Below are 21465 nucleotides of genomic sequence, written 5' to 3' on the forward strand. Positions count from 1 at the left end.
TCAACAAGGCACCGACCATGATCCATATCAATAAAGTGGTTTTCTCGTTGGGGCTGCTGTTGTGCCTCGCAGCCTGTACTCCGGAGCGGTCGTCAGACGATACTTCGGCAATCGAGCCCGCTGTTTCCCAAGCTACGGCGCCCGCCGGGGACACGGAAAGCGTCTCGCACTATTCTGCTGAGCAGTTTTTCCAGACCACCAGCGTTTTCGGCTCTTCAATCAATCATGACAACACCGCGGTGCTGGTGAGCAGTGATGCCACAGGGGTGTTCAATGCCTATCGCTACCCGCTGGATGGCTCCTCGCCGGAAGCGTTGACCAGCTCCACAACCGATACTATCTACGGGGTGAGCTGGTTCCCGGAGGATGATCGTATCCTGTATACCGCAGATGAGGGAGGTAACGAACTCAATCACTTGTTCGTTCGTGAAACCAGTGGCGAAGTACAAGACCTCACACCCGGTGAAAATCTGAAGGCGTTGTTTTTTGGCTGGAACGCCGACGACAAAACTTTTTATGTCGCGACGAACGAGCGTGATTCCAAATCGTTCGATATCTACGCGTACACCGCTGACGGTTATTCCCGTCATCTCCTGTTTCAGAATGACGACTCGCTGTCGCCGGAAGCAGTCAGCCGCAATGGGCGATGGCTGGCACTGGTCAAGTCCAATTCCAACGCGGATGCCGATATTTATCTGGTCGACCTTAAGGCAGATAGCGCGACTCCGGTTCTTATTACGCCACATGAAGGTGACGTAGAGTTCAGTGCGTTTACCTTTTCTCCTGACAGCACCCAGCTGATTTACGGCTCCGATGAGGGTGCGGAATTCACCGGGGCCTGGAGTTACGAGATTGCGTCGGCAAAAAGCGCACCCCTATACAGCGCCGACTGGGATGTGTCGTTTGTCTATTACTCGGACGACGCCAACTTCCGGGTTGTGGGTACCAACGAAGATGCGCAGACCAAGCTGGATATTCTGGATCGGCGTACTGGCAAGCCGGTAGAGATCCCCCAGTTGCCCGACGGTGACCTGCGTGGGGTGAATTTCACCAGCGATGCAAGCGGTATGGTGTTTTACATCAATTCGGACACCGCCCCCTCGAATCTCTATGCCTATTCATTCGGCGACAAAGCCGTGCGCCGTTTGACGGATACCCTGAATCCAGAGATTGACGAGGCACATTTGGTCGCCAGCGAAGTGGTGCGTTTTGAAAGTTTTGACGGCCTGGAAATTCCCGGTCTTCTGTATAAACCGCAACAGGCCGATGCCAGGCAAAAAGTACCGGCATTGATCTGGATTCACGGCGGTCCGGGCGGACAGTCCCGCAAGGGCTACAGTGCGGCCCAGCAGCATCTGGTGAACCAGGGCTACGCACTGTTTGCGGTAAACAACCGCGGCTCCTCCGGATACGGCAAGACCTTTTATCACCTTGATGACAAGAAGCACGGAGAGGTGGATCTTCAGGATATTGTTTACGGCAAGAAATACCTGCAATCACTGGACTGGGTCGACCAGGACAAAATCGCGGTGATCGGTGGCAGCTATGGTGGTTACCTGACCATGGCGGCGATGGCGTTTACTGATGAGTTTGAGGTGGGTATCAATATCTTCGGCGTCACCAACTGGGAGCGCACGCTGCAAAGCATTCCGCCCTGGTGGGAGTCATTCAAAAAGGCGCTGTACGACGAAATGGGTGATCCCGCCACGGATTCCGAGCGCCACCGCCGCATATCCCCCTTGTTCCATGCGGAAAATATCCAGAAGCCTGTTCTGGTTGTGCAGGGCGCCAATGACCCGCGTGTACTGCAAGTGGAAAGCGATGAAATGGTCGAGGCCATTCGTAAAAACGAAGTGCCGGTCGAATATGTGCTGTTCCCGGATGAGGGTCACGGTTTCCGCAAGAAGGCGAACCGGATCAGTGCCTCGGAGGCGTATGTGAGTTTTTTGAATGAGCATCTGCCGACTGGGAATGCTGCGCTTTAGTTTCGGTGCCGGAGCGGGCGGCCGGACTAACCAAAAAGCCAGGGCTTTTTTGTCCCTGCGGGCTTCGCAGCTTGCGCTGCTCGTTGTTGATTGCGCTGTAAGCGCAATCGGTCGAACCGGGGTGCCGGTGCTTGCCGGCCTCAGGTACAAACAGGAAGGCTCGCTTATGCGGGAATTCTCGATTTGGTGCCGGAACGGGCGGCCGGACTAACCAAAAAAGCTAGGGCTTTTTTGTCCCTGCGGGCTTCGCAGCGTGCGCTGCTCGTTGTTGATTGCGCTGTAAGCGCAATCGGTCGAACCGGGGTGCCGGTGCTCACCGGCCTCAGGTACAAACAGGAAGGCTCGCTTATGCGGGAATTCTCAATTTGGTGCCGGAACGGGCGGCCGGACTAACCAAAAAAGCTAGGGCTTTTTTGTCCCTGCGGGCTTCGCAGCTTGCGCTGCTCGTTGTTGATTGCGCTGTAAGCGCAATCGGTCGAACCGGGGTGCCGGTGCTCACCGGCCTCAGGTACAAACAAAAAAGGCCCGCATATGCGGGCCTTTCTTTGTTTGGTACCAGAGGCCGGACTCGAACCGGCACGCTTTTAAGGGCGGGGGATTTTGAATCCCCTGTGTCTACCAATTTCACCACTCTGGCAATCTGATATGGGGCAAGCTGTTTGGCCCCTCAGAAGACGGACGATTATAGCGACGAGACTCTATTGGTCAACAAAATTTCCCAAGGAAATTTGTCCCGATTTGGCTGCGAGGGCGCTTTCGGCTAATCTTCGCGCCCGATTCATCACAACCTACACTTGAGAGCATGCGTCGCCAGGATTTTCATTTTGATTTGCCCGACTCCCTGATCGCCCGCGTACCGGCGAAAGAGCGCCGTGGCAGCCGTTTACTGTGTCTGGATGGCCCCAGTGGCGCACTTGCGCACCGTCGCTTCGCGGACTTGCCGGATTTGCTGGAACCCGGTGATCTGTTGGTATTCAACGATACCCGGGTGATACCCGCGCGTCTGTTCGGGCGCAAGCCCAGCGGTGGCAAGCTGGAAATACTGGTGGAGCGAGTGCTGGATGACCGACGGGTGCTGGCCCATGTGCGCTCCAGCAAGTCCCCCAAGCCGGGAAGCGAAATCCTGCTGGAAGACGACACCCCGCTGCAGATGGTCGACCGTCACGACGCGCTGTTTGAGCTGGAGTTTCCGGAAGAGGGGGCGCTGCCGGTACTGGAGCGGTTGGGACATATGCCGTTGCCTCCTTATATTGACCGTCCTGATGACGATACGGACCGCGAGCGCTACCAGACCGTGTACAACCGCAACGCCGGTGCGGTGGCGGCACCCACCGCAGGACTGCATTTCGATGAAGAGATGCTGGAGACCCTGAAGGCCAAGGGCATTGATACCGCGTTTGTGACCCTGCACGTGGGCGCCGGTACCTTCCAGCCGGTGCGCGTGGACGATATCCATACCCACAAAATGCACAGCGAAGTACTGAATGTCTCCGAAGAGGTATGCCAGGCGGTGGCGGATTGCCGTGCCCGTGGTGGCCGGGTGATTGCCGTAGGTACGACCAGTGTGCGTGCGCTGGAGAGCGCCGCGGCGTCCGGCGAATTGCAGCCGACCGTGGGCGACACCGAGATCTTCATTTACCCCGGCTACGAGTTCCGGGTGGTGGATCGCCTGATCACCAACTTCCACCTGCCGGAATCGACCTTGCTGATGCTGGTCAGTGCTTTTGCGGGTTACCAGCATGCGATGAATGCCTACAAGGTGGCCGTGGAAGAAGAGTACCGTTTTTTCAGTTATGGCGACGCCATGTTGATCGACCGGAATCCAGCCGTGGATCCGGCGGAAGTAGGGCGCGAATAAGCGCCCGCGAACAGTTTGAGGAGAATCCTGTGAGTCGCCAGTGTTTTATGCAGTTTGAGCTGGACACCACCGAAGGCAAGGCCCGTCGTGGTCGTCTGCGTTTTCCGCGTGGCGTGGTGGAGACCCCCGCGTTTATGCCAGTGGGTACCTATGGCACCGTAAAGGGCATGTTGCCGCGGGATGTAGAGGAGATTGGTGCGCACATCATTCTCGGCAATACCTTCCACCTGATGCTGCGCCCGGGCACCGAGGTCATTAAGGCCCACGGTGACCTGCACGATTTCATGCACTGGCAGGGCCCGATCCTGACAGATTCCGGTGGCTTCCAGGTATTCAGCCTGGGGCAGATGCGCAAGATTTCGGAAGAGGGGGTTTCCTTCAAATCGCCGGTGGACGGCAGCCCGGTGTTTATGGGACCGGAAGAATCCATGCAGGTACAGAAGGACCTGGGCTCGGACATCGTGATGATCTTTGACGAGTGCACTCCCTACCCGGCGACCCCGGATGAAGCGCGCAAATCCATGGAGCTTTCCCTGCGCTGGGCCAAGCGTTCCAAGGATGCCCACGGCGACAGCCCCTCGGCGCTGTTCGGTATTGTACAGGGCGGAATGTACCCGGAACTGCGGGATGTTTCGCTCGCGGGGCTGACCGAGCTGGATTTCGATGGCTATGCCATTGGTGGTTTGTCGGTGGGTGAGCCCAAGGACGAGATGATCAAAGTACTGGATCACACCGCGCACCAGATGCCGGCGGACAAGCCGCGTTACCTGATGGGGGTGGGCAAGCCGGAGGATATTGTCGAGGCGGTGCGCCGCGGTGTGGATATGTTTGACTGCGTGATGCCCACACGCAATGCGCGCAACGGCCATCTGTTCACCTTCTCGGGTGTGATCAAGATCCGCAACGCGGTACATCGCCACGATACCCGCCCGCTTGAGGAGGACTGCGACTGCTATACCTGCCAGAATTTCTCGCGCAGCTACCTGCACCACCTGGACAAGTGTGGTGAGATCCTGGGTTCCCAGCTCAACACCATCCATAACCTGCGCCACTACCAGCGCCTGATGCAGAAGATCCGCGATGCGCTGGATGCCGGCGATCTGGAAGGCTATGTGGCTGAATTTTATGCAGGTCTGGGGCGAGAAGTGCCTGCGCTGGGGTGATCAGCGGGCGCCCGCATTTGTACCCTCTTTCTATCCCCGTATAATCAGCCACCGCCCGTTCTCTGCTGGCGCCGCAAGGGTGCGCCGGCAGATCCGGGCAGCGGGAGGGCAGTTTGGCCTTGTAATTGCGCCAGTGTGCCCGCATATCCCCGGGAATCGCTAAAAACGAGTCCGCTCAGCGGGCCATTCCAACAATTGAGTACAGCATGAATCGCTTTCCCCTCTGGAAATATCTCCTGATCCTGATCATTACCGGTCTGGGTCTGCTCTACGCAGCCCCCAATCTTTACCGACCGGATCCGGCAGTTCAGATCTCAGGCCAATCAAGCGCCCTCAAAATCGATCAGGGAGTCCTTAACCGGGCGGAAAAAGCCCTGTCTGAAGCAGGTATTGATTACTTTGGCGGTGAGGTACAGGACAAGTCTGTACTGCTGCGCCTGAAATCCATTGAAGAGCAGCTTCCCGCCAAGCGCGCCATTCAGGAGGCCCTCGGTCACAGCGAGTATGTGGTGGCCCTGAACCTGGCACCGACCACGCCCGAGTGGCTGATGAATATGGGCGCCAGTCCCATGAAGCTTGGCCTCGATCTGGCGGGCGGTGTGCACTTCCTGATGGAAGTGGATACCAACTCTATCGTCAAAACCAATATGGAAGGCTACGCCGCGGAAGTTAAGTCCAAGCTGCGCGAGGCCAAGGCCCGCTATCGCAGTGTGGACCTGGTGGATGATCGCGAGATCGTTGCCCGTTTCCGCGACGAAGAGCTGCGCGACCTGGCGGTAAGAACGCTGCGCAAAGAGTTCCCGAACAAACTGGTGCTGCAGGAGGCTGGCAGCGGTGCGAACCTCGAAGTGCGTGCGACCCTGAACGAGCAGGAAATCAAGCAGCTGGAAGACTATGCCGTCTCCCAGAACCTGACGACCCTGCGTAACCGGGTGAACGAGCTGGGGGTTGCCGAGCCGATCGTCCAGCGCCAGGGCCGCAATCGCATCGTGGTGGAGCTGCCGGGCGTGCAGGACACTGCGGAAGCCAAGCGTATTATCGGTAAGACAGCGAATCTTGAGTTCCGTATGGAAGCCAAGCCGGATGCGCTGGTGACCAATAAGGAATACTTCGAATATCGCGACGAGCGCGAGCGTGCCGCTTTCGGTGGTGCCTGGCTGGAGCGCAAGGTGATCATCACCGGTGAGCGTGTGACCAATGCACGCGTTGGCTACGACGAAAACGGCATGCCACAGGTAAACATCACCCTGGACTCCCGCGGTGGTGAAATGATGCACCGTGCGACCTGGAAAAATGTCGGTCGCCGCATGGGAACCCTGTTTATCGAAAGCCGTTTCCTGCCGGAGAAGAGCGTCGACGAAAACGGCAACGAAGTCATCGTGCAGAAGCGCGTCGATGACAAGAAAATCATCAGCCTTGCGACAGTGCAGAGTCCGCTCGGCAAGACATTCCGCACTACCGGCCTGGAGGCCGCAGAAGCCCAGGAACTGTCCCTGCTGTTGCGTGCCGGTGCCCTGGCTGCGCCGATGTATTTCGTCGAAGAGCGCGTGATCGGCCCGTCTTTGGGTGCCGATAATATTAAAGTGGGTGTGACCTCGGTACAGATTGGCCTGCTGGCCGTTGTGATCTGTATGCTGCTGTTTTACCGGGTCTTCGGCCTTGCGGCGAATATCGCACTGGCGGTAAACCTGGTGCTGCTGGTGGCGGTCATGTCCATCCTGGGTGCAACGCTGACTCTGCCGGGTATTGCCGGTATGGTTCTGACCATCGGTATGGCGGTGGATGCGAATGTGTTGATCTTCTCGCGAATAAGGGAGGAGTTGCGCAATGGCATGCCGCCACAATCGGCCATTAGTGCCGGTTTCGACAACGCTTACAGTGCGATTGTGGATGCGAACATCACCACGCTGATCGTAGCGGTGATTCTCTACGCCATCGGTTCCGGCCCGGTACAGGGCTTTGCGGTAACCCTGTCTATCGGCATCCTGACCTCCATGTTCAGTGCCATCATGGGAACCCGCGCGTTGATTAACTTGTTCTACGGCAACCGCCGTGTACAGAAGCTGTGGATTTAAGGAGCCGGTGATGAAAGAGACCAAAGAAGAAAACGGCCGTATCACCGAGTATATGGGCAAGCGCGTGTACGATTTCATGCGCTGGCGCAAGCTGGCAGCCGTGTTGTCTGTTGTGTTGGTAGCTTTGTCCATCGGTGCGCTGGCCATGAACGGCCTGAAGCTGGGCCTGGACTTTACCGGTGGTACCCAGATTGAAGTGGGTTACCAGAATGCACCGAAGCTGGAAGACGTACGCAACCAACTGGATGCCGCCGGTTTCAAGGGCGCTTCCGTGGTGCGTTTCGGTTCGGATAACGAGCTGCTGATCAAATTGCCGCCGGAAGTCACTGAGTCTATGACCCAGCGCAGCGCGCGGGATGAAGAGGCTTCACAGTCCATCGGCGACAACGTTGTGGGTGAGCTGCGCAAGGGTACAGACGGCCGCATTGATTTGCGCCGGGTGGAAATGGTTGGCCCACAGGTGGGTGAAGAGCTGCGCGATGATGGCGGCCTCGGCATGCTGTTCGCGTTGGCCGTAGTGATGGCTTACGTGGCGCTGCGTTTCCAGTACAAGTTCTCTGTGGGTGCGGTTGTGGCGTTGATCCATGACGTGATCATCGTGCTTGGCTTCTTTGCCCTGTTTAAGCTCGACTTTGACCTTACGGTGCTGGCGGCGGTGCTTGCGGTAATCGGTTACTCGATCAACGACACGATCGTGGTATACGACCGGGTGCGGGAAAACTTTCGCCGGGTGCGTAAGGCGGATACGGAGGAGATTATGAATATCTCCATCAGTCAGACGCTGGGCCGAACCTTTATGACCTCGTTCACCACTTTGCTGGTGTTGTGGGCTCTGCAGTTCTTCGGTGGCGAGCTGATTCACAATTTCTCGCTGGCACTGATTGTGGGCGTGGTTGTTGGTACCTACTCATCCGTCTACGTTGCGATTAACGCACTGATGGCCCTGAAGGTTTCCAAAGAAGACCTGATGCCGCCGGTGAAAGAAGGCGCCGAGCTGGACGAGATGCCCTGATCGGGATTCGACTGACATTGAAGGCAGGTGTAAAAAAGGCGGGTTCACCCGCCTTTTTTTATGCGCGCCTGTTTTGTGCTGGCTTCGCATCGCACTGATTGATATTTCAGTATTGGCAGGGGCGGGCGTACACGGAGAACCGATGCGGCATTTGCCCGGTATGGCTGGGAGAGTCAGTTTTAAAGCGGGATCACCTGCGCAAGGATTGCGCAGGCTGGACCTCAGCTGCGGGGCTTTTTGCCCAGCGTGATATGGCGTGGGCCGGAGGTATTGGTCTGGCCGCTGACACCTTTGGGTACCTGTTCGATCTTGCCGCCACCGGCGAGGAACGCCTGTACCTGGGCTTCAATGGATTCGCGAGATTCCGGAGCCGCGGTTTCCTTGGCGCGCTTGGAAGCGCTAGAAGCTTTCTTAGCCACAATTATGTCCAATTTTTATGCGTGAATCGCGCATTCTACAACAAGTTGTGCAAAAAATCACCCATTGGTTTGTTGGGTCTATTGCTGTCATTGCCCTGATTGGCGTCGGGCCTGAAACGGAGTGAGGTGTCAGCGGTGATAATGGGGCGTAAATGTCTCCGCCCTACCCGTTCCGGCCCGCTTCGATACCTGGCCGGACTGCTGGGTTTCCGGTGCTGTTGGGCGGCGCCGCCGTATTTACTCGACAGCTTTACTCGCCACGCGGAGGTTGTGCTGCTGGAAGAAGCGGCCCAGCTGGCGAGCCAGGTTTACCCCATTGGCGTCGATGTATTGGCCACTTGCGCCGGAGCCGCCGGACCAGCTGTGGCCAACGCCCTCAAGGGTGAGCATACCGACGCGCCCGTCCTGCCATTGGGTGAGCTCGGCAATGGCGTTGCCCTCCCGCAGGATTTCAGTGCCCTGGAGGCGCCTTACGCCATAGAGGTTTGCCATGCCTGTGGCGTTCTGTTCCAGATAGCAGGCATCGACGACGTTGTCTTTACTGCCATGGGCGACTGCGAAGATCTGGGTGTTGAGGTGCTCCCGGTAGTCGCCGGAGTAGTCTGCGCAGCGCTGTGCGACATCGGCGATTTCGCAGTTGCCGAGAGCGCCGGCTGGGCTGGTGCCGATACTGGGGCCGGCACTGGCTGCTGCACCGGCGAAAACGTCCGGGGCCAGGCAGGCGGTGGTGTGGGCAAAGGTTGCGCCAGAAGAGAGGCCGGCAATATAGACCTGGGCCGGGTCGATGTCCCGGGCTGGTTCGGCCGCCAGCGTTTGCGCCAATTGCACCAGCAGCTGGTAGTCGCCATGTGCCCGGTCACGCTTGTCTTCCCAGTAGGCCCAGCAGTTGTATCCCGCCTTGTGCTCGGCGTCCGGTACAGCAATGACCATGCCGAGTTCTTCCGCAGCAGCTTCCAGGTTTGCGCCAAGATAATTGTCGATGGGTTGTACGCAGCCGTGGAGCAGGATCATCAGTGCGTAACCATCACCGATACTGGAGCGGCTGTCCGGCGTGTAGATGTGTACCTTGCTGAAGCCGCTGCTGGCCAGATTCTGTTCCCAGCTGCCGGCCTGGGCACTGGCAGCGCCAATCATCGTTGTGGTGAGGAGACCGGTCAGGAGGTGCCTGCAGGCACGGGAAAATTGGTTGGGGCTTATCATCACGTACCACCAGGGTTGTTGTTTTTAGCGTATCCAGCGTAGAGGGGCGTGTGATGGTGGGGAATCAGACTTTGGTCGTAGATCGCGGGTGTGGAAATCCCGCCGTGACAAGGGCACGGCGGCAGGGTGTCGTCTCTACGCTGGGGAGAGGGTGTTTATAGGCACCCTGGGGCGTCAGGATGCGGTGTCGGTGTCGGTGTCGGTGTCGGTGTCGGTGTCGGTGGCCAGGGGCCAGCCGCCGAGAGTTTGCCACTTGTTGACGATGCCGCAGAAGAGTTCAGCCGTCTTTTCCGCGTCGTATTCCGCGGAGTGGGCACTGCTGTTGTCGAATTCGATTCCTGCGGTCTGGCAGGCCTTTGCCAGAACGGTCTGGCCATAGGCAAGCCCGGCGAGTGTTGCGGTGTCGAAGCAGGAGAACGGGTGGAACGGGTTGCGCTTGATGCCGCAGCGTTCCACGGCGGCATTGACGAAGCCGAGATCAAAGTGTGCGTTATGTGCCACCATGATGGCGCGGGTGCAGCTGTGGGCCTTTATCGCCTGGCGGATCTTGCGGAACATCTCCGGCAGGGCGATTTCCTCGGGCCATGCGTCCCGGTCGGGCGATTCCAGGTCGATGCCGATGAAGTCCAGTGCGGACTGCTCAATATTGGCACCCTCGAAAGGTTCGATATGGAAGCTGTGGGTTTCTTCCGGATACAGGACGCCATTGTCATCCATGTTCAGGATGACGGCTGAAATTTCCAGCAGGGCATCGGTGCGGGCGTTAAACCCACCGCTTTCGAGGTCCAGCACGATGGGCAAAAACCCTCGGAATCTTTGTGCCAGTAAGCTCTTGGGGCCAGTGGGTTCTTCTGCGGGAGTCACGGAGTTTCCTTGATCGAATTTAACTGCTTTTCGGTTCGGTTGCTGCGTTGCGCCGGAAGCCGGCGCTTATTGCTCGCCGTCAGCGCACAACACGCCAGTTCAGGGTTTCGCCCGCGTTGAGCGGGATCAGCGATTCCCTGCCCATCGGCAGGCCGGAGGGCAGGGTCCAGGGGTCTTTTGCCAGGGTAATAGTACCGCTATTGCGGGGCAGGCCGTAAAAGTCCGGGCCGAATTCGCTGGCAAAGCCCTCAAGTTTATCCAGTTTGCCTGCGCGCTCGAAGGCTTCCGCGTAGAGTTCGATGGCGCTGAATGCCGTGTAACAGCCGGCGCAGCCACAGGCGGCTTCCTTTTTGCCCTGTGCATGCGGAGCAGAATCCGTGCCCAGGAAGAACTTGGGGCTGCCGCTGGTGGCGGCTTCTATCAGGGCATTCTGGTGATCGCCGCGCTTTAGGATCGGCAGGCAGTAGTAATGTGGACGGATACCGCCCACCAGCATGTGGTTGCGGTTGTACAGCAGGTGGTGGGCCGTGATCGTGGCGGCGACGCCATCCCGCGCATTGGCGACAAACTCGGCGGCGTGGGCCGTTGTGATGTGCTCAAGTACGATTTTCAACTGTGGGAAGTCATCCACTACGGGGCCGAGAATGTTATCGATAAAGACCTTTTCGCGATCGAAGATATCGATGTCGCTGGTGGTTACCTCCCCGTGCAGAAGCAGTTTCATGCCGCATTCCTGCATCGCTTCCAGGGCAGGGTAGATGTTAGCGATATCGGTAACGCCGGAATCCGAGTTGGTGGTGGCGCCGGCCGGGTAGAGTTTGGCGGCGACCACGCCGGCGGCATGCGCTTCGCGCACCACTTCCGGTGAGGTTTTGTCGGTCAGGTAGATCACCATCAGCGGGGTAAAGTCCGCACCTTCGGGCACGGCCGCTGCAATACGTGTCTGGTAGGCGACGGCGTCTGCCGCGTTTACCACGGGTGGTACCAGGTTGGGCATGACGATGGCGCGGCGGAATTGAAGCGCGGCATCGCCGACCGTGCGGGGCAGGGCCTCGCCGTCACGCAGGTGGATGTGCCAGTCGTCAGGAGCACGAAGGGTGATTTGCTGCATAGTGTTCACCGAATAATTACAGGCGGATCGATCGCGGCGCCGATCCTACCTGATGCGCCAAAAAAATGCGAAAACTGCGGCAAATGTCTCTCAAACCGGCAGTTTGGATATAAAGTAATCAGTTAGATCGATTACTTTTACGGCTGAAACGGTGGTGCTAGTCGTATCGGTTTCGAGGCGCTACAATCGCGCCCCGAAAAAGGCGGGCTAGCCGCCGTTCGTGGGTACTCTTTCAATAATAATCTCCCCCGCATCGAGCCATTTTGTTGGTGGCGTGTGTCAGTAGCGTTTACAGCGCTGATTGAAACTGTCACGTCCAGCTAACGGCTTACTCCCTATATACAGAGGATAGTAATGAGCAAGATCGAAAAGGTGGTATTAGCGTATTCCGGTGGTCTCGACACTTCTGTGATCGTGCGCTGGCTTCAGGATACCTACAACTGCGAGGTGGTTACTTTTACCGCCGACATCGGTCAGGGTGAGGAAGTGGAGCCGGCACGTGCCAAGGCCCAGGCTCTTGGGGTGAAAGAGATCTACATCGATGACCTGCGCGAGGAGTTCGTGCGGGATTTCGTATTCCCGATGTTCCGCGCCAACACCATCTATGAAGGCGAGTACCTGCTGGGTACCTCCATTGCGCGCCCGCTGATCGCCAAGCGTCTGATCGAGATCGCTAACGAAACCGGCGCGGATGCGATCTCCCATGGTGCGACCGGCAAAGGCAACGACCAGGTGCGTTTCGAGCTCGGCGCTTACGCGCTGAAGCCGGGCATTCAGGTGATTGCGCCCTGGCGTGAGTGGGATCTCAATTCCCGCGAAAAACTGATGGAGTACTGCGAGCAGCACAACATCCCGGTGGATTTTTCCAACAAGAAGAAAAAATCTCCGTACTCCATGGATGCGAACCTGCTGCACATCTCTTATGAAGGCGGTGTTCTGGAAGAGCCCTGGGCAGAAGCCGAAGAAGATATGTGGCGCTGGAGCGTTAGTCCGGAAGCGGCGCCCGATACGCCCACCTACATTACCCTGCAGTTTGAAAAGGGCGATCCCGTCGCGATTGACGGCGAGCGTATGAGCCCGGCCACTCTGCTGGAAAAACTGAACAAGCTTGGTGGTGCCAACGGTATTGGCCGTCTGGACATCGTCGAGAACCGCTACGTAGGGATGAAGTCCCGCGGTTGTTATGAAACACCCGGTGGCACCATTCTGATGAAAGCCCACCGTGCAATCGAGTCCATTACCCTCGACCGCGAAGTGGCACATTTGAAAGATGAGCTGATGCCGCGCTACGCGAAGCTGATCTACAACGGTTACTGGTGGTCTCCGGAGCGCCAGATGCTACAGGCTGCAATTGATGAATCCCAGTCCGTCGTGAATGGGGAAGTGCGTCTGAAGCTGTATAAAGGCAGCGTAAGTGCAGTGGGTCGTCGCTCAGCCGACAGCCTGTTTGACGAGCGTATTGCCACTTTTGAAGATGATGCCGGTGCCTATAACCAGAAAGACGCCGAAGGCTTCATCAAGTTGAACGCACTCCGCCTGCGCATTGCGGCGGGCAAGGGTCGGGACTTGATCTAAATCAGTCTGAAGCGGCGATTGATGCGTTTAAATCGTCGCTTCGGTACCTGCCCGGTCTACCGTGAAGGGGGAAGCCGCTACATTGTCGGCAAGTTCTCGCGCGTTTGACGGAAACGAATCTTAAAAAGCAACGGAAGTTACACAATGACGACAACGGTGGCAGAGACCGGCAAGTTGCCGGACTATGACTACAACATTGTGCGCCAGTTCACCATCATGTCGGTGGTCTGGGGCATTGTTGGCATGGGTGTTGGTGTGCTGATCGCCGCGCAATTGGCGTGGCCGGCACTGAACGACATCTGGCAGCCCTTCACTCACTTCGGCCGCCTGCGGCCCCTGCACACCAACGCGGTAATCTTCGCGTTCGGTGGTAGCGTGCTGTTTGCCACCTCTTACTATGTGGTGCAGCGGACCTGTCAAACACGCCTCTGGGGTGGCTGGCTGATTCCGTTTACTTTCTGGGGTTGGCAGGTCGTTATTATAGGCGCGGCAATTACTTTGCCCATGGGCCTTACTTCCAGTAAGGAGTATGCCGAGCTGGAGTGGCCGCTGGACGTCCTGATCGCGCTGATCTGGGTGGCTTATGCGTTTGTGTTCTTCGGTACCATCGTCAAGCGTCGCACTTCCCACATTTATGTAGCGAACTGGTTCTTCGGTGCGTACATCATCACCGTTGCGGCGCTGCATATCATTAACAGCCTGGCGGTGCCGGTTAGCGCATTCAAGTCCTACTCGATCTTCGCCGGTACTGCAGATGCGATGGTTCAGTGGTGGTACGGCCACAATGCGGTGGGCTTCTTCCTGACTGCGGCCTTCCTGGGCATCATGTACTACTTCGTGCCGAAGCAGGCTGGGCGCCCGGTTTATTCCTACCAGCTATCCATCGTGCACTTCTGGGCGCTGATCTCCATCTATGTATGGGCTGGCGGTCACCACCTGCATTACTCGGCACTGCCCGACTGGACCCAGAGCCTGGCGATGGTCATGTCTGTGATCCTGCTGGCGCCGTCCTGGGGTGGCATGATCAACGGCATCATGACGCTGTCCGGTGCCTGGCACAAACTGCGTACCGACCCGACCCTGCGCTTCCTGGTGGTATCCCTGTCCTTCTATGGTATGTCTACCTTCGAAGGCCCGATGATGTCTATCAAGACCGTGAACGCGCTGTCCCACAACACTGACTGGACTGTTGGTCACGTGCACTCCGGTGCTCTCGGCTGGGTTGCGATGATTTCCATCGGTGCCCTGTATCATTTGGTGCCGGTGCTGTGGAATCGCAGACAGATGTTCAGCGTGAAACTGATCAATGCGCACTTCTGGCTTGCGACCATCGGTACTGTTCTGTACATCGCCTCCATGTGGGTCAACGGTATTACCCAGGGCCTGATGTGGCGTGCATTCAATGCTGACGGCACTCTGACGTACAGCTTCGTGGAAAGTGTGATTGCGAGCCACCCGGGTTACGTGGTGCGCTGGCTGGGCGGCGCCCTGTTCCTGAGCGGTATGTTCCTGATGGCATACAACGTATTCCGCACCATTACCGACGAGCCGAGTGAAGATGAGGTGCGTCACGATGAACATCTGCCGGCCGCGAAGTCAGCATAAGGGGAACGAATCGTGAAGAATCATGACATCGTAGAAAAGAACATCGGGTTGATGATCGTGTTGATCGTCGTCGCGATCAGCTTTGGCGCACTGGTGGAAATCGTTCCTCAGCTTTTCCTGAAGGACAACAATGAGCCTATCGCCGGGCTTAAGCCACTCCCCTCGATTGTGCTTGAAGGGCGCGATATCTACATCCGCGAAGGCTGCCACGTGTGCCATACGCAGATGATTCGCCCGCTGCGTGCAGAAGTAGAGCGTTACGGCCACTACTCCATGGCTCAGGAATATGTTTACGAGCACCCGTTCCTGTGGGGCTCCAAGCGTACTGGCCCGGATCTGGCCCGTGTGGGCGGCCGCTACTCCGATGAGTGGCACCGCGCGCACCTGTACAACCCGCGCAACGTGGTGCCTGAGTCCATCATGCCCTCGTACCCCTGGTTGTTCGACAACGTGATTACCGGTGAGCACACTGCAGACAAAATGCGTGCGATGCGTATCGCAGGTGTTCCCTACACCGACGAAGATATTGCCAATGCGAGCAAGCCTTTCGTGGGTGGCCGGGTAACCGAGATCGACGCGCTGGTGGCGTACCTGCAGCAGCTCGGCATTCTGGTTCAGCAGAAACGTTAAGGCGGGTATCGCGTGGATATCAATGTATTGCGGCAAATCGGTGTAGTCCTTGGAGCGATAGCGTTCCTCGCGATCTGCTGGTGGGCCTTCTCTCCGAAGCGCAAAAAGCGCTTCGAAGAGGATGCAAAACTGCCGTTTGCCGATGAACAGGAATCAATTGAAGAGGATGCCCGCAAGGGTGACTCCCACTCCGCCGACGAAGGCGGAGCCAAACAGGAACAGGGGCAGGAAAAATGAGTACATTCTGGAGTGTATGGGTAATTGTGCTCACCCTTACCAATCTCGCACTGGTAACGTGGGTTTTGTTCGCCAACCGCAAGGTTGCGGTCAGCGACCAGGATGATCCGGAGAACCGCACAACCGGTCACGTTTATGACGGCATTGAAGAGTACGACAACCCGCTGCCCAAGTGGTGGTTCCTACTTTTCATTCTGACGCTGATCTTCTCCGCGGCCTATCTGGCGATTTACCCGGGTCTGGGTAACTTCAAAGGATTCGGTGGCTGGAGCTCCGTGGGTGCACTGAAGGCCGATCAGGCCAAGGCGCAGGCAGACTTTAAGGAAACTTTCGGTCAGTATGTGGATCTGCCGATTGAAAAAATTGCCGAGAACCGCGAAGCCCTGAAAATGGGTGCACGGATTTTTGCCAACAACTGCTCCGTGTGTCACGGAGCTGACGGTGGTGGTAACTACGGCTTCCCGAACCTGACCGACAGCGACTGGCTGTACGGCGGTACTCCGGAGAAAATTCTGGAGACCCTGCACAACGGCCGTCAGGGCATGATGCCCCCGCAAGGTCCGGTCATCGGCGAAGAAGGCGTGAAGAATACCGCGGAATACGTTCTGAGCATGAACGGCCTGGAGCACGATGCTGCGATGGCCGCGAAAGGCCAGAAGGTCTTCGGTACCGTGTGTATGGCGTGTCACGGCGCGGACGGCAAGGGTAACCAGGCCCTCGGCGCTCCGAACCTGACCGACAATATCTGGCTCTACGGCAGCAGCCGTGAAGAGATCCAGCACACCATTCGCGGTGGCCGTAGCAACCAGATGCCGGCTCAGAAAGACAAGCTGCGCGAAGACAAAATCCGCCTGGTAGCGGCTTATGTCTACAGCCTGTCTCGCCAGGATGAAGTTCAGCAGTAATTGCTGCTGAACAAAAGTACCGCTGGATCTGGTACTGATTGAAGGATTGCACCGCCTGGGCTCCCCGTTTTTTGGGGGCTTCAGGCGGGATGCCGGGAAGGGCACCGCAGGGAAGAATAACAAGCCTCATTGCATGTCACTGCATCAGCCGACCCGACCATATAATTTCGGGCAAGTGAGGTTTTGTGAGCGATAGAATTCCAACCCGCGAAGAGCAGGAAGGCGATGGCGAAGTCCGCTACCGCATGCTCTACGAGTCTGAAGACAAGATCTATACCCGCCATATTCGTGGCGTCTACACCCGCATTCGCAAGTACACCGGCTTGCCGTTGCTGCTGGCCTTTTTCTTTATCCCCTGGATCAATATCGGCGGTCACCAGGCGGTGCACTTCGACCTGCCGGCGCGCAAGTTCCATATTCTCTGGGCCACCTTTGGTCCTCAAGATGGCTTCCTGCTGGCGTGGCTGCTGATTATTTCCGCGTTTGCCCTGTTTGCGATTACCACCTGGCTGGGCCGGGTCTGGTGTGGCTTTACCTGCCCGCAAACGGTATGGACCATGATGTTTATGTGGGGGGAGCGTGTATGCCAGGGGGATAGGGCCAAGCGCATGAAGCTGGATGCTGCGCCCTGGGGGCCTGAAAAGGTCCTGCGCAAGGCGGGAACGCACCTGATCTGGTTCATGATTGCCCTGGCGACTGCGTTGGCATTTGTCGGATATTTTTACGGTATTCGCGATCTGGTCGTTGATCTCGCTACCTTCACTGCGCATCCGCAGGGGGTGTTCTGGGTCGCTTTCTTTACCTTTGCCACTTACATGAATGCCGGCTTCCTGCGTGAGCAGGTATGCAAATACATGTGTCCCTACGCGCGCTTCCAGTCGGTTATGTACGACAAGGATACGCTCGCGGTGTACTATGACGCCCGCCGCGGCGAGGCCCGCGGTCCGCGCAAAAAAGGCGTGGACTACAAGGCCGAGGGCATGGGCGACTGTATCGACTGTTACTGGTGCGTTCAGGTCTGTCCGGTGGATATTGATATCCGCGACGGTATGCAATACGAGTGCATCAACTGCGGTTTGTGTGTCGATGCCTGCAACAGCGTCATGGACAAGATGCAGTACCCCCGGGGTCTTATCCGCTTCACTTCGGAAGACGAGCTGGAAACCGGCAAGACCAACTACGCCCGCCCGCGGCTGTTTGGTTACGCTCTGGTGATGCTGGTGATGGTCGGGTTGTTCGTCCAGCAGGTGGCGACCCGCACCCCGGTACAGGCCGAGGTTCTGCGGGATCGCGGAGCGCGCATGTACCGACTGTCCCAGGGCATGGTGCAGAACGTGTACACCGTAAAGATCAACAATATGGACCAGAAGCCCCACGAGTTTGAAGTGCGGGTCGAGGGCAAGGAAGGGTACGACTATTCCCTGCGTATGCAGCGTGGCATTACCGTTACGCCGGGAGAGGTGTACTCGGTACCCATTCGGGTCAGCGTGCCACAGGAACAGTTGCAGGAATCCAAACACGATATTGATATCGTGATCCGAGCCAAGGATGCCCCGGAGCTGGAAGACCGGCACCGCACGGTATTTATTGGGCCCAAGTGATCCCCTGACCGGCGATCCGGCCCTATTCAGGCTGAATCCATACGTCCCGCAGGCGGCGCTCAACGGCAGCGCCGCTTTGCGTTGATAGAGAACAGTGCTTTTCAGGCAGAAACAGATCATGGTGAGTGTTCAGGTGAGTCAGAACCCCAACAGTAATGAGCGTCCGTTTTACCGCGAGCCCTGGTTTTGGCTGGTGATGGCACCGCTGATTCTCGTAGTGATCATGTCGGCGTTGATGGTTTCCATTGCCGTGCGCTTTGGCGATGACACGGTAAGTGATACCTACTACAAAGACAGCCGTATGTATCATTTTGTCGCGCATCAGGACCAGCGCGCCGCGGCCTTGAATCTGGCTGGCTTTGTGCTGGTGGATCCGGCGGAGAAAACGCTGACGCTGGATTTGCGTGGCGATATTGATTTCCCGGAACAGCTGTTACTGACCATGAGCCATCCGGTGGAGTCAGATATGGATACGCATATCATGCTGGAAAAACTCGCCGCTGGCCGTTATCGCGGCACCCTTGCAAAGACGCTTGAGCATCGCTGGTACCTGCAGCTTTCCCCCGCGCTGGATCCCAATCACAGTGAGAAAGCCGAGTGGCGCCTGAAAGGTGAAATCAACTTCAATCTCGGCAATGGAGCGCCGCTTAACCCCGCTGCGCAATGACCGCTACAACCGATAATTCTCCAAGCCCGGCATCTTCCGCCGGCGACTGTTTCCACTGCGGGCTACCGGTAGCATCCGGTAGCCAGTATTCGGTGCATATTGACGGTGCCGAGCGCGCCATGTGTTGTCCCGGCTGTGAGGCCGTGGCGGGCGCGATTGTTGCCGGTGGACTCGACAATTTTTACCGCTACCGCGAGCGCAGTAACGAACGCCCTGACGGCGAGTCTGTCAACGACCGCTGGGGTGCCTACGACCTGCCGGAAGTGCAGGCTGCCTTCGTGCGCGACGCCGACGGCCACAATGAAGGGGCAGGGCATCGCATCGCCAGTCTGCTGGTTGGCGGTATCACCTGCGCAGCTTGCGTGTGGTTGATTGAAAAGCACCTGGCTCAGCTTGCGGGCGTACTTAAAGTGTCGGTGAACGCCAGTACCCAGCGCGCACAGGTATTGTTTTCCCCTGAAAGCATAAAAGTGAGTGAGCTGTTCGCAGCGCTCGCGGAAGTCGGTTATCGCCCTGCAGCCGCGACGGCTGCCAACAGCGAGCAGCTGATTCAGCAGGAACGGCGTGCGGCAATGCGCCGCCTGGGGGTAGCCGGCCTGGGTACCATGCAAGTGATGATGTTTGCCATTGCCCTGTACTTTGGCGCGAGCAAAGGGATTGAAGCGCAATTCGAGCAGTTCTTCCGCTGGGTTTCCCTCATCGTTGCGACCCCGGTCGTCTGCTACGCCGCTCAGCCGTTTTTCGCCGCCGCATTACGCGCGCTGCGTTCCAGACATCTGACCATGGATGTGCCGGTATCGCTGGCGATCGGTCTGGCCTATGGGGCCAGTGTTTACGCGACTGTATTCGGCACCGGCGAGGTCTATTTTGAATCGGTTTCCATGTTTACCTTCTTCCTGCTGCTGGGGCGTGCGGTAGAAATGCGTGCGCGACACCGGGCCGGGCTTGCCAGTGGCGGCCTGGCCCAGTTGTTACCCTTGGCCGCGCTGCGTTTGCGGGGGCAGGGTGGGGAGGCATCCTCAGCTGGCGATGCCGAGGTGGAATCCGTGCCGGTTGGCGCGCTGTGTGTGGGTGACCACATACTGTTGCGGCCGGGGGATACGGTGCCGGCTGATGGTGAAGTCGTTGACGGTGAAAGTGGCGTTGATGAGTCTCTACTAAGCGGGGAATCCGCGCTGCAGCAGAAATCCGTTGGCAGCCAGGTTTTTGCTGGCAGCGTCAACGGGGATTCCTCGCTGGTGGTGACGGTAACCGCTTCCGGGGGAAATACCCGCCTGTCGGCGATTGAACGACTGGTGGAATCTGCGCAACTGGAAAAGCCTACCCAGGTGGCATTTGCCGACCGGATCGCCGGGCGATTTGTCGCCGTCGTATTGTTTGTTTCTGTGGCTGCCTTTGCCTTTTGGTGGCAGCGATCCCCAGAGGATGCCTTCTGGGTGGCGCTGTCCGTATTGGTAGTGACCTGTCCCTGTGCGTTGTCTCTGGCGACCCCGGCGGCACTCGCGGCGGCTACGTTGCGCCTGCAGGAGCTGGGTCTTCTCGTGGCTCGTGGCCACGTGCTGGAAGCACTGCCGAACATCACCCGGGTGGTGTTTGATAAGACCGGTACCCTGACCGAAGGCGAACCGCGGTTACAGCAGATACAGCTGATGCGAGACGGGGTAAGCGAAGATCGCGCGCGGGATCTCGCGGCGGCGCTTGAGGCGCGCAATAGCCATCCGCTGGCCCGGGCATTCCGCCCCTGGTTTGGCAATTTGCGCGCGAGCGCGTTACGGGCTGTTACCGGTCGTGGCGTGGAAGGGGAAATTGACGGCATTTCCTACCGGTTGGGGCGTGAGGATTTTGTACTTGAGCTGGCCGCCGGCGAGACGGTGGAGCGAGGCGCCGTTGCCCAGCCGCAGGAGCGCGGGCAGTGGTTACTGTTGGCCGATACCGGTGGCGCCATAGCGTGGCTGGGTCTGGGGGATGCTGTACGTGATTCTGCCAGCGCCGCGGTCGCGGACTTGCAGGTACAGGGACTGGATGCTGAGTTGCTGAGCGGCGACCAATCGTCGGAAGTGGCCCGTTTGGCGGCGCTTACCGGAATACAGCGCCACACCAGCGGCGCGGCGCCAGAGCAAAAACTGGCGCAGGTGCAGGAAGCCCAGTCCCGGGGTGAACGCCTGATGATGGTCGGTGACGGCATTAATGACGTGCCGGTACTTTCCGGTGCGGATGTTTCCGTGGCGATGATGACCGCGGCGGATCTGGCGCAATCGCGCGCGGATGCCATTCTTTTGCAGGGTGACCTGCAGGCGCTGCCGCGGGCCTTTGCATTGGCGCGCAAGTGTCGCACAATTATTCGCCAGAACTTGGGCTGGGCGATTCTCTACAACCTGCTCGCGCTGCCGCTGGCTTTTATGGGGCTAGTGCCCCCGTGGGCGGCGGCGGTTGGTATGTCCATGAGTTCGCTGATTGTCGTGGTAAACGCCTTGCGCCTTTCTCGCTGGCAGCCGGTAGCCACTGATAAATCTGACCCGGCGCCATCGACCGCTACAGCTTAATCTTTTCGAGGTGAA

17 protein-coding genes and 1 tRNA gene are annotated in these 21465 nt (G+C 58.1%); 13 read left to right on the top strand and 5 right to left on the bottom strand.

Going from position 1 to position 21465, the window contains the following annotated elements:
• Positions 1-17: 17 nt before the first annotated feature.
• Positions 18-1985 carry an alpha/beta hydrolase family protein gene (locus LC093_RS16220; protein ID WP_226667302.1) on the top strand — a complete coding sequence of 656 codons (1968 nt, stop codon included), beginning with the start codon at positions 18-20 and terminating at the stop codon, positions 1983-1985.
• Positions 1986-2535: 550 nt separating this feature from the next.
• On the opposite strand, the gene LC093_RS16225 is transcribed toward LC093_RS16220, so the two are convergent.
• Positions 2536-2622: transfer RNA gene (locus LC093_RS16225), tRNA-Leu, on the bottom strand.
• 165 nt (positions 2623-2787) lie between these two features.
• Here LC093_RS16225 and queA point away from each other — a divergent pair.
• The 4 genes from queA to secF all read left to right on the top strand — a co-directional run bounded on the left by queA (position 2788) and on the right by secF (position 8093).
• Complete coding sequence (gene queA, locus LC093_RS16230; protein ID WP_226667305.1) at positions 2788-3843, top strand: tRNA preQ1(34) S-adenosylmethionine ribosyltransferase-isomerase QueA; 1056 nt, start codon at positions 2788-2790, stop codon at positions 3841-3843.
• 29 nt (positions 3844-3872) lie between these two features.
• Positions 3873-5006 (top strand): tRNA guanosine(34) transglycosylase Tgt, encoded by a 1134-nt coding sequence (gene tgt / locus LC093_RS16235; RefSeq protein WP_226667307.1) that lies wholly within the window; start codon positions 3873-3875, stop codon positions 5004-5006.
• 206 nt (positions 5007-5212) lie between these two features.
• Entirely contained in the window at positions 5213-7081 is a 1869-nt protein-coding gene (gene secD / locus LC093_RS16240; protein ID WP_226667308.1) for a protein translocase subunit SecD, read from the top strand.
• A 10-nt stretch (positions 7082-7091) separates the two neighbouring features.
• Entirely contained in the window at positions 7092-8093 is a 1002-nt protein-coding gene (secF, locus tag LC093_RS16245) for a protein translocase subunit SecF (RefSeq protein ID WP_226667311.1), read from the top strand.
• A 221-nt stretch (positions 8094-8314) separates the two neighbouring features.
• Here the strand turns inward: secF and LC093_RS16250 are convergent, their stop codons facing one another.
• The 4 genes from LC093_RS16250 to pyrC form a co-directional block, all read right to left on the bottom strand.
• Entirely contained in the window at positions 8315-8512 is a 198-nt protein-coding gene (locus LC093_RS16250; protein ID WP_226667312.1) for a hypothetical protein, read from the bottom strand.
• Between the two features lie 237 nt (positions 8513-8749).
• A complete protein-coding gene (locus tag LC093_RS16255; protein ID WP_226667314.1) occupies positions 8750-9712 on the bottom strand; it encodes an alpha/beta hydrolase family esterase in 963 nt (320 codons plus the stop codon).
• A 174-nt stretch (positions 9713-9886) separates the two neighbouring features.
• On the bottom strand, positions 9887-10576 hold the full coding sequence (gene rnt, locus LC093_RS16260; protein WP_226667315.1) for a ribonuclease T: 690 nt from the start codon (positions 10574-10576) through the stop codon (positions 9887-9889).
• Positions 10577-10655: 79 nt separating this feature from the next.
• Positions 10656-11687 (bottom strand): dihydroorotase, encoded by a 1032-nt coding sequence (pyrC, locus tag LC093_RS16265; protein WP_226667316.1) that lies wholly within the window; start codon positions 11685-11687, stop codon positions 10656-10658.
• A gap of 354 nt (positions 11688-12041) precedes the next feature.
• Here pyrC and LC093_RS16270 point away from each other — a divergent pair, with 354 nt between their 5' ends.
• From LC093_RS16270 to LC093_RS16305, 8 genes are all read left to right on the top strand, one after another.
• Complete coding sequence (locus LC093_RS16270; protein ID WP_226667317.1) at positions 12042-13262, top strand: argininosuccinate synthase; 1221 nt, start codon at positions 12042-12044, stop codon at positions 13260-13262.
• A 144-nt stretch (positions 13263-13406) separates the two neighbouring features.
• Positions 13407-14867 carry a cytochrome-c oxidase, cbb3-type subunit I gene (ccoN, locus tag LC093_RS16275; RefSeq protein ID WP_226667319.1) on the top strand — a complete coding sequence of 487 codons (1461 nt, stop codon included), beginning with the start codon at positions 13407-13409 and terminating at the stop codon, positions 14865-14867.
• A 12-nt stretch (positions 14868-14879) separates the two neighbouring features.
• Positions 14880-15497 carry a cytochrome-c oxidase, cbb3-type subunit II gene (gene ccoO, locus LC093_RS16280; protein ID WP_226667322.1) on the top strand — a complete coding sequence of 206 codons (618 nt, stop codon included), beginning with the start codon at positions 14880-14882 and terminating at the stop codon, positions 15495-15497.
• Positions 15498-15509: 12 nt separating this feature from the next.
• Complete coding sequence (locus LC093_RS16285) at positions 15510-15734, top strand: cbb3-type cytochrome oxidase subunit 3 (protein ID WP_226667327.1); 225 nt, start codon at positions 15510-15512, stop codon at positions 15732-15734.
• Positions 15731-16639, top strand: a complete 909-nt coding sequence (ccoP, locus tag LC093_RS16290) for a cytochrome-c oxidase, cbb3-type subunit III (protein ID WP_226667329.1) — start codon at positions 15731-15733, stop codon at positions 16637-16639. The genes LC093_RS16285 and ccoP overlap by 4 nt, the downstream gene beginning before the upstream one ends.
• A 185-nt stretch (positions 16640-16824) precedes the next feature.
• Positions 16825-18240, top strand: coding sequence for a cytochrome c oxidase accessory protein CcoG (gene ccoG, locus LC093_RS16295; RefSeq protein ID WP_226667334.1), 1416 nt, complete (start codon positions 16825-16827; stop codon positions 18238-18240).
• A gap of 118 nt (positions 18241-18358) precedes the next feature.
• Positions 18359-18907 (top strand): FixH family protein, encoded by a 549-nt coding sequence (locus LC093_RS16300; protein ID WP_226667337.1) that lies wholly within the window; start codon positions 18359-18361, stop codon positions 18905-18907.
• Positions 18904-21450 (top strand): heavy metal translocating P-type ATPase, encoded by a 2547-nt coding sequence (locus tag LC093_RS16305; protein ID WP_226667338.1) that lies wholly within the window; start codon positions 18904-18906, stop codon positions 21448-21450. The genes LC093_RS16300 and LC093_RS16305 overlap by 4 nt, the downstream gene beginning before the upstream one ends.
• Positions 21451-21465 lie beyond the last annotated feature (15 nt).

Source organism: Microbulbifer aggregans (genome assembly GCF_020524005.1).
Lineage (GTDB): Bacteria > Pseudomonadota > Gammaproteobacteria > Pseudomonadales > Cellvibrionaceae > Microbulbifer > Microbulbifer aggregans_A.